Genomic DNA, 8,108 nt, shown 5'->3' with positions numbered 1-8,108 from the left:
TGGTGTAGACCAGCCCTGGCAGCACGCCCTCATGGGTCAGCAGCACGTTGGCGCGTTCCAGCAGCTCGCCCAGGCGTTCCAGCAGCTGGCGGTCGAACACGCGGAACAGCGCCAGCTGGGTTTCCAGGCCCAGCGCGAATTCCTCGCCCAGCTCACGGGTGATCCGGCACAGCACGTAGGGCCCGAACGGCAGGTCCTCGGCATCGAATGCCGGGCCGGCGGCGAGCACGCCGAAGCGCTGCCCCAGCAGCTGCAGCGCACTGGCCGAGCGCTGCGCCTCGCGCCGGGTGATGTCGGCCAGCACGATGTCGCGGTCGATATCGGTGTCGGTGACCAGGGTCAGCGTGGTGGCCGCCACCGGCGCGCTGGGTGCCGGCACGTGCCGCACCCGCGGTTCGCGCAGGTTGGCCAGGGCCGTGGCCAGGGCGTCCAGGAAGCGCGGCGCGAACTGCGCGTTGACGTCGTGCAGGCGCCGGGCCTGGGCGTAGATGTCGGCCTGGATCTGGCTGTTGCGGGCGCGTTCGGCGTCGCGGAACAGCTCGCGCTCCAGCTCCACGATGGTCAGCTTGAGCGGGGTGCTCAGGGTCTGCACGGCCAGCGCGTGCAGCGCCGCCAGCAGGCGGCGCACGCGTGGCGGTGCATTGACCCCGGCGAACCGGGTCGGATCGGATGACGATGAAGGTGCGGACGCAGACATCCGTTGTAGGTTCCGGCTCCCCTGAGAGCACAGAATCTAACGTTTTCCCGGGGTCCCCGCCAGAAGGGATCTCCCGACATCCTCAGCCCAGGAACAACTCCACCACGTCGTTGGTGAAACGCCGGCCCAGCTCGGTCGGCTGCACATGGTCGCCCTGCACCGTCATCCAGCCGTTGGCGAGGGCGGTCTGCAGCGGCGCGGCGATGCTCGCCCGGTCCAGCCCGGTGCGCGACTCGAAGTCCTTGAACCGGAAGCCCTCGTGCAGCCGCAGCAGGTTGAGCATGTATTCGAACGGCAGGCGGTCGGCGCCGATCACCTCGTCGCCGCCGATCGACGCGGCCGTGCCGGCAGTGTCCATGAACGTCTGCGGGTGCTTGTGCTTCCAGCGACGCAGCACGTGCTGCCCGGCGCCGGAGCTGATCTTGCCGTGGGCGCCGGCACCGATGCCCAGGTAATCGCCGAAGCGCCAGTAGTTCAGGTTGTGCTGGCTCTGCCGCCCGGGGCGCGCGTACGCGCTCACTTCGTACTGGGCATAGCCGGCCTCGGCCAGCAGGCGCTGGCAGTGCTCCTGCATGTCCCAGGCCGAATCATCGTCGGGAATGCCCTGCGGCGGCCGCGCGAAGAACACCGTGTTCGGCTCCAGGGTGAGCTGGTAGTGCGACAGGTGGGTGGGCTGCAGCGCGAACGCGCGTTCCAGGTCGTGCTCGGCCTGGGCCAGGGTCTGCTGCGGCAGCGCGTACATCAGGTCGATGTTGAAGTTGTCGTAACCGGCATCCTGGGCCAGCTTCACCGCGCGCTCGGCTTCGCCGCTGTCGTGGATGCGGCCCAGCCGCTGCAGTGCCTCATCGTTGAAGGTCTGGATGCCGAAGCTGATCCGGTTCACCCCGGCCGCGCGGTAGCGGTCGAAGCGGCCGTGCTCGGCCGTGCCCGGGTTGGTTTCCAGGGTCACCTCCAGGTTCGGGGCGAAGCGCAGCCGTGCCGAAGCTGCCTGCAGGAAGCGGTCGATCGCCTCCGGCGGGAACAGGCTGGGCGTGCCGCCGCCGAAGAACACGCTGTTCACCACCCGGCCCCAGACCAGCGGCAGGTCCTGGTCGAGGTCGCGGATCAGCGCGTCGATGTAGGACTCGAACGGCAGTTCGCCCTTGGCCTGGTGCGAGTTGAAATCGCAATACGGGCACTTGCGCACGCACCACGGCAGGTGCACGTACAGCGACAGCGGCGGCGGTACCAGCGACACCGCGTGGTCGTGGTCGCAGTTCCCGCCCGGCAAACAATCGTGGTCTGACATGGTGCCCATCATTTCAGATCAACGCCGACAGCTTCTGCTTCAACACCTGCAATGCCTTGCCGCGGTGGCTCATCGCGTTCTTTACATCCGGTGCCATTTCCGCGGCGGTCTGGCCCAGCACCGTGTCCAGGAACAGCGGGTTGTAGCCGAAGCCGTGGCTGCCGCGCAGTTCGTCCAGGATCTCGCCTTCCCAGCTGCCTTCGCAGATCAGCGGCTGCGGGTCGTTGGCGTGGCGCAGCAGCACGATCACCGCGTAGAAGCGCGCGGTGCGGCGCTCGGCCGGTACATCGCGCATGGCGTCCAGCAGCTTGGCGTTGTTGGCCGCGTCATCGGTCGGGCTGCCGGCATAACGCGCGCTGTACAGACCGGGCGCGCCGTCCAGCGCATCCACGATCAGGCCCGAATCGTCGGCCAGCGCCGGCAGGCCGGTGCTGGCGCAGGCATGCCGCGCCTTGATCAATGCGTTCTCGACGAAGGTCAGGCCGGTTTCCGGCACATCGCTCACGCCCAGCGCGCCCTGCGCCACGATTTCCAGTGGCAGGCCGGCCAGCATCGCCTGCAGTTCCTTCAGCTTGCCGGCGTTGCCGCTGGCCAGTACCAGTTTCATTGCTTGGGCTCCAGCAGGTCCCACGTGTTGCCGTACAGGTCGCGGAACACCGCAACCGTGGCGTAGGGCTCTTCGCGCGGGGCTTCAAGGAATTCCACGCCGCGCGCGGTCATCGCGGCATGGTCGCGGTAGAAATCGTCGGTATTGAGGAAGAAACCGACCCGGCCACCGGTCTGGTTGCCGACCCGGCTCTGCTGCTCTTCATTGCTGGCGCGTGCCAGCAGCAGCGCCGCCGCGCTGCCGTCGGTAGGACCAACCACCACCCAGCGTTTGCTGCCCTGGTCGATGTCATCGATCAGATGGAAGCCGAGCTTGCCCGTGTACCAGGCGATCGCCTCGTCGTAATCGGCCACCACCAGGGTGACCAGGGCGAGGCGCCGGCTCACGGCTGTGCCAGTGCGGCCTGCTGGGCCGCGAACAGGTCGGTGATGCCCTTTTCGGCCAGCGCCAGCAGCGCGTCCAGCTCATCGCGGCGGAACGCGTGGCCTTCGGCGGTGCCCTGCAGCTCGATGAAGCCGCCGCCATCGTTCATCACCACGTTCATGTCGGTGTCGCAGTCGCTGTCTTCGGCGTAGTCCAGGTCCAGCACCGGGGTGCCGCGGTAGATGCCGACCGACACCGCGGCAACGGCGCCGAAGATCGGGTTGCGCTTGATGTCGCCGCGCTTGATCAGGAAGTTCACCGCATCCACCAGCGCCACGTAGGCACCGGTGATGGCGGCGGTGCGGGTGCCGCCATCGGCCTGCAGCACGTCACAGTCCAGGGTAATGGTGCGTTCGCCCAGTGCGCTCCGATCAATGCAGGCGCGCAGGGTGCGGCCGATCAGGCGCTGGATTTCCAGGGTGCGGCCGCCCTGCTTGCCGCGCGCCGCTTCGCGGTCGTTGCGGGTGTGGGTGGAGCGCGGCAGCATGCCGTATTCGGCCGTGACCCAGCCTTCGCCCTTGCCGCGCAGGAAGCCCGGCACGCGGTTTTCCACGCTGGCGGTGCACAGCACGCGGGTTTCACCGAAGCTGACCAGCACCGAGCCTTCGGCATGGCGGGTGAAGGCGCGTTCGATGCGCACTTCGCGCAACTGGTCGGCCTGGCGGCCGCTGGGACGGGGATCGGACATGGATGGCTTCCGGTAAGACGAGGGATGCGGGACCGCGCCCGGACCGGGGACCGGCAGGCGAGGAGGCTCCAAAGGAACCGCTAGGGTACCATTTGCACTTTGAGAGCATCGGAAACCCGCATGATTCGAAGCATGACCGCCTATGCCGGCGGCGAGCGCGCCACACCCTGGGGCACGCTGGCCTGTGAGCTGCGCTCGGTCAACCACCGGTTCCTGGAGGTGGGCGTGCGCCTGCCCGAGGAGCTGCGTGCGCTTGAACCGCAACTGCGGGAGCGTGTCGCCAACCGCTGCAGCCGCGGCAAGATCGATCTGGTCATGCGCCTGCGCGCGCCGGAGGTCACCGGGGCATTGGTGGTCAACGATGCGCTGCTGGCCCAGCTCGGCGAGCTGGCCAGCCGGCTGGCGCCGGGCTTCCCCAGCCTGCAGGTGAGTTTCACCGAACTGCTGCAGGTGCCGGGCGTGATGCAGGGCGAGGCAGTTGATGCCGCCGCCCTTCAGGCCGAGGCCCTGGCCCTGCTGGAAGAAAGCCTGGACGGCTTCGTCGCGGCGCGTGAGCGCGAGGGCGACAAGCTGGCCACGGCGATCCAGGAGCGCGTCGATGGCGTGGAGCGCATCGCCGCGGAGGTCACCACCCTGATTCCGCTGATCCGCGATGGCCAGCGCGCCAAGCTGTCGGCCCGGCTGGCCGACCTGCCGCACCCGGTCGATCCTGGCCGCGCCGAGCAGGAACTGGTGCTGTGGCTGCAGAAGCTGGACGTGGACGAGGAGCTGGACCGCCTGCGCAGCCACATCGTGGAAATCCGCCGTGTGCTCACGCAACGCGAGCCGGTCGGCCGCCGCCTGGACTTCCTGTTGCAGGAGTTCAACCGCGAAGCCAACACGCTGGGCTCCAAGTCGGTGGACAGCCGCACCTCCAATGCCGCCGTCGAGCTGAAGGTGCTGATCGACCAGATCCGCGAACAGGTGCAGAACATCGAATGAGCAGCCAGCCCCTCCAGAGCCCGGAACCGGCCCGCGGCACGCTGTACATCGTGGCCGCCCCGTCCGGGGCCGGTAAAAGCAGCATCGTCAACGCCACCCTGGCGCGCGACCCGCAGATCGCCCTGTCGATCTCGTTCACCTCCCGTGCGATGCGCCCGGGAGAAGTGAACGGCGAGCACTATCACTTTGTCAGTGCGCCCGAATTCGAGCGGATGATCGCCGCCGGCGACTTCTTCGAACACGCCTGGGTGCATGGGGACTGGAAGGGCACCGCCCGCCAGTCGGTCGAGCCGCAGTTGTCGGCCGGCCAGGACGTGCTGCTGGAGATCGACTGGCAGGGCGCCCAGCAGGTCCGCCAGCTGGTCCCCGGCACGGTCACGGTGTTCATCCTGCCGCCGTCGAAACAGGCCCTGCAGGACCGCATGCGCAAGCGTGGGCAGGACAGCGAGGCGGTGATCGCCCAGCGCCTGGCCGCCGCCCGCGAGGAAATGCTGCATTTCAACGACTTCGACTACGTCATCGTCAACGAAGTGTTCGAGACCGCCGTGGACGAGCTGTGCGCCATCTTCACCGCCAGCCGCCTGCGCCGGGAGTCCCAGAAGGTCCGCCACGCGGGCCTGATCCAGGCCCTGCTGACCCAGGACGCAACGGCAACTGACTGATTCACAAGGGGCGGGTAGCCGCTCGGCTTGATTTTGTCCAGCCCTGGCCGGTACAATCCGTCCCCTTTCCCTCATTCGATGAGCAGCCCCTGCCGGCTGCCGGGAGCCCGCATGGCCCGCATCACCGTAGAAGATTGCCTGGAAGTCGTCGATAACCGTTTCGAGCTGGTCATGATGGCGTCCAAGCGCGCCCGTCAGCTGGCCAACGGTGTCCAGGCCACCCTGGACAACAGCGAAACCGAAGACAAGCCGACCGTGCTGGCGCTGCGCGAAATTGCCGCCCGCAAGATCGACAACGCCCTGATCGACGAAGTCGAGAAGGCCGAGCGCGAGCGTGCCGAGCGTGAAGCACTGGAATGGGCCGCTGCCGAAGTCGTCGCCGACGAAGACATGTCCAAGAACGACGACTGATCCCATCCGATCATCCGTTGTTGCAACAGACAGCCCGCCATGTGCGGGCTGTCTGCTTTTGAGCGGCAGGTCACCCCGTTGGTGGTGACGCATTTGACGATTGCCCGAACGCAATAGTTTGCCGTTATCCCGTCGCTGGAATAGTCTTCCAGCCATGAACCCAGGCCCCTCTGCCAAGGTCGCCACGTCTCCCGGCGCGGCCGTACCCGACTATGTCCTCCAGCTTGAACGCGCAGCCCATTACCTGCCGCCCGAGCAGTTGCCGCTGCTGCGTCGCGCCTGGGAGGTAGGGGCCTCCGCGCATGCCGGGCAGACCCGCAAATCGGGCGAGCCGTACATCACCCATCCGGTGGCGGTGGCGCAGGTACTGGCCGAGCTGGGCCTGGACGTGGAAGCGCTGATCGCCGCGATCCTGCACGACACCATCGAAGACACCCCGCTGACCCGCGAAGAACTGGCCGCCGAATTCGGCGAAGCCGTGGCCGAGCTGGTCGATGGGGTGACCAAGCTGGACAAGCTGAAGTTCCGCGACCGCCAGGAAGCGGCCGCCGAAAGCTTCCGCAAGATGCTGCTGGCGATGTCGCGCGACCTGCGCGTGATCATGATCAAGCTGGCCGACCGCCTGCACAACATGCGCACGCTGGGCGCGCAGAGCACCGAGGCGCGCGGCCGCATCGCGCGTGAGACCCTGGAGATCTACGCCCCGATCGCGCAGCGGCTGGGCATGAGCCTGGTCAAGAGCGAGCTGCAGAACCTGGGCTTCAAGGCGCTGTACCCGTGGCGCCACGCGATCCTGGAAAAGCACATCCGCAGCCAGCCGGTGGTACGCCGCGAGGCAATGGCACAGGTGGAAGTGCAGCTGTCGCAGCGGCTGGCCAAGGAAGGGCTGGAACACCGCCTGGTCAGCCGGATCAAGACCCCGTGGAGCATCTACAACAAGATGCGCGACGAGAACAAATCCTTCGACCAGGTCATGGACGTGTTCGGCTTCCGCCTGGTCGTGCGCAGCGTGCCCAACTGTTACCACGCGCTGGGTTCGGTGCATGCCACCTTCAAGCCGCTGGATGGGCGCTTCCGCGATTTCATCGCCATTCCCAAGGCCAACGGCTACCAGTCGCTGCACACGGTGCTGTTCGGCCCGTACGGCTCGCCGATCGAAGTGCAGATCCGCACCGAGGAAATGGACCTGATCGCCGAGCGCGGCGTGGCCGCGCACTGGACCTACAAGTTCGGTGGCGACACCCCCAACAGCGCGCAGAGCCGTGCGCATGCCTGGATCGTGGAACTGATCGATTCGCAGCGCGCCGCCGGTTCGTCGCTCGAATTCCTCGACAACGTCAAGGTCGACCTGTTCCCGGACGAGGTCTACCTGTTCACGCCCAAGGGCAAGATCCTGGCCCTGCCGCGCAACTCCACCGCGCTGGACTTCGCCTATGCGGTGCACACCGACGTGGGCAACATGGCGGTGGCCTCGCGCGTGGACAAGAAACTGGTGCCGCTGCGCACCAAGCTGGTCAGTGGGCAGACCGTGGAAGTCATTACTGCGCGCTCGGCCACGCCCAAGCCGCAGTGGCTCGAATTCGTGGTCAGCTCCAAGGCGCGCACCGCGATCCGCCACCAGCTCAAGCAGCTCGAGCACGAAGATGCCGTGCAGCTGGGCCACCGCATGCTGGACCGCGCGCTGGAGGCGATGGACAGCTCGCTCGAACGCCTGCCCAAGGGGCGTCTGGATGCGTTCCTTGCCGAACACCGCTACCCGCGCCTGGAGGCCCTGCTGGCCGAAGTGGCGCTGGGCAACTGGATGCCCAACCAGGCCGCGCAGGCACTGATGGCCTACGCCGAACTGCGCGGCGGCGCGCATTCCAAGCACTCGCAGGAAAAGATCCTGATCAACGGCAGCGAACGCGGCGTGGTCAGCTTCGCCAACTGCTGCCAGCCGATTCCCGGCGACGAGATCATGGGCTACCACACCGCCGGCAAGGGCATCGTGGTGCACCGCCTGGACTGCCCGAACCTGGCCGAACTACGCAAGTCGCCCGAGCGCTGGGTGCCGATCGGCTGGGACACCACCGTCTCCGGCGATTACGACACTGCGCTGGTGGTGGAAGTGGAGAACGGCACCGGTGTGCTGGCCCAGCTGGCCGCGGCGATCGCGCAGAGCCATTCCAACATCGAGCGGGTGGATTACCTGGACCGCGACTTCAACGCCGCCGTGCTGGCCTTCAACATCCAGGTCCGCGACCGCAACCACCTGGCCGAAGTGATGCGCCGGCTGCGGCGTTTGTCGGTCGTCCAGTCGGTGCGCAGGCAATAGGCAATGATCGAAACCGATACAATGGCCCACCATTGTT

The 8,108-nt window shown here is 67.2% G+C and carries 9 protein-coding genes; 4 read left to right on the top strand and 5 right to left on the bottom strand.

Annotation, left to right across the window (positions count from 1 at the left end; genetic code table 11):
• From ACQG3P_RS16940 to rph, 5 genes are all read right to left on the bottom strand, one after another.
• Positions 1-697 (bottom strand): DUF1631 family protein (locus ACQG3P_RS16940; RefSeq protein WP_426805699.1); only part of this gene is annotated, 697 nt, incomplete at its 3' end.
• Between the two features lie 82 nt (positions 698-779).
• Complete coding sequence (hemW, locus tag ACQG3P_RS16935) at positions 780-1,985, bottom strand: radical SAM family heme chaperone HemW (protein WP_426805698.1); 1,206 nt, start codon at positions 1,983-1,985, stop codon at positions 780-782.
• A 13-nt stretch (positions 1,986-1,998) separates the two neighbouring features.
• The gene (rdgB, locus tag ACQG3P_RS16930; protein ID WP_068853889.1) at positions 1,999-2,592 is read right to left on the bottom strand and encodes an RdgB/HAM1 family non-canonical purine NTP pyrophosphatase; all 594 of its coding nucleotides are present in this window, start codon (positions 2,590-2,592) and stop codon (positions 1,999-2,001) included.
• Positions 2,589-2,978 (bottom strand): VOC family protein, encoded by a 390-nt coding sequence (locus ACQG3P_RS16925; protein WP_068853888.1) that lies wholly within the window; start codon positions 2,976-2,978, stop codon positions 2,589-2,591. Before ACQG3P_RS16925 ends, rdgB begins: the two co-directional genes overlap by 4 nt.
• Positions 2,975-3,703 (bottom strand): ribonuclease PH, encoded by a 729-nt coding sequence (rph, locus tag ACQG3P_RS16920; RefSeq protein WP_093533648.1) that lies wholly within the window; start codon positions 3,701-3,703, stop codon positions 2,975-2,977. The genes ACQG3P_RS16925 and rph overlap by 4 nt, the downstream gene beginning before the upstream one ends.
• 120 nt (positions 3,704-3,823) lie before the next feature.
• Here rph and ACQG3P_RS16915 point away from each other — a divergent pair, with 120 nt between their 5' ends.
• From ACQG3P_RS16915 to ACQG3P_RS16900, 4 genes are all read left to right on the top strand, one after another.
• Complete coding sequence (locus tag ACQG3P_RS16915; RefSeq protein WP_068853886.1) at positions 3,824-4,684, top strand: YicC/YloC family endoribonuclease; 861 nt, start codon at positions 3,824-3,826, stop codon at positions 4,682-4,684.
• Positions 4,681-5,346 (top strand): guanylate kinase, encoded by a 666-nt coding sequence (gmk, locus tag ACQG3P_RS16910; protein WP_093533650.1) that lies wholly within the window; start codon positions 4,681-4,683, stop codon positions 5,344-5,346. The genes ACQG3P_RS16915 and gmk overlap by 4 nt, the downstream gene beginning before the upstream one ends.
• Positions 5,347-5,457: 111 nt before the next feature.
• Positions 5,458-5,757, top strand: coding sequence for a DNA-directed RNA polymerase subunit omega (rpoZ, locus tag ACQG3P_RS16905; protein WP_068853884.1), 300 nt, complete (start codon positions 5,458-5,460; stop codon positions 5,755-5,757).
• Between the two features lie 154 nt (positions 5,758-5,911).
• The gene (locus ACQG3P_RS16900) at positions 5,912-8,071 is read left to right on the top strand and encodes a RelA/SpoT family protein (RefSeq protein ID WP_068853883.1); all 2,160 of its coding nucleotides are present in this window, start codon (positions 5,912-5,914) and stop codon (positions 8,069-8,071) included.
• The last annotated feature ends 37 nt before the right edge of the window (positions 8,072-8,108 follow it).

The sequence above is a fragment of the Stenotrophomonas sp. SrG genome, assembly GCF_050031795.1.
Taxonomy (GTDB): Bacteria; Pseudomonadota; Gammaproteobacteria; order Xanthomonadales; family Xanthomonadaceae; genus Stenotrophomonas; species Stenotrophomonas rhizophila_A.
The sequence above is the reverse complement of the archived record's forward strand: the minus strand, read 5'-3'. Positions and strand labels throughout refer to the sequence as shown.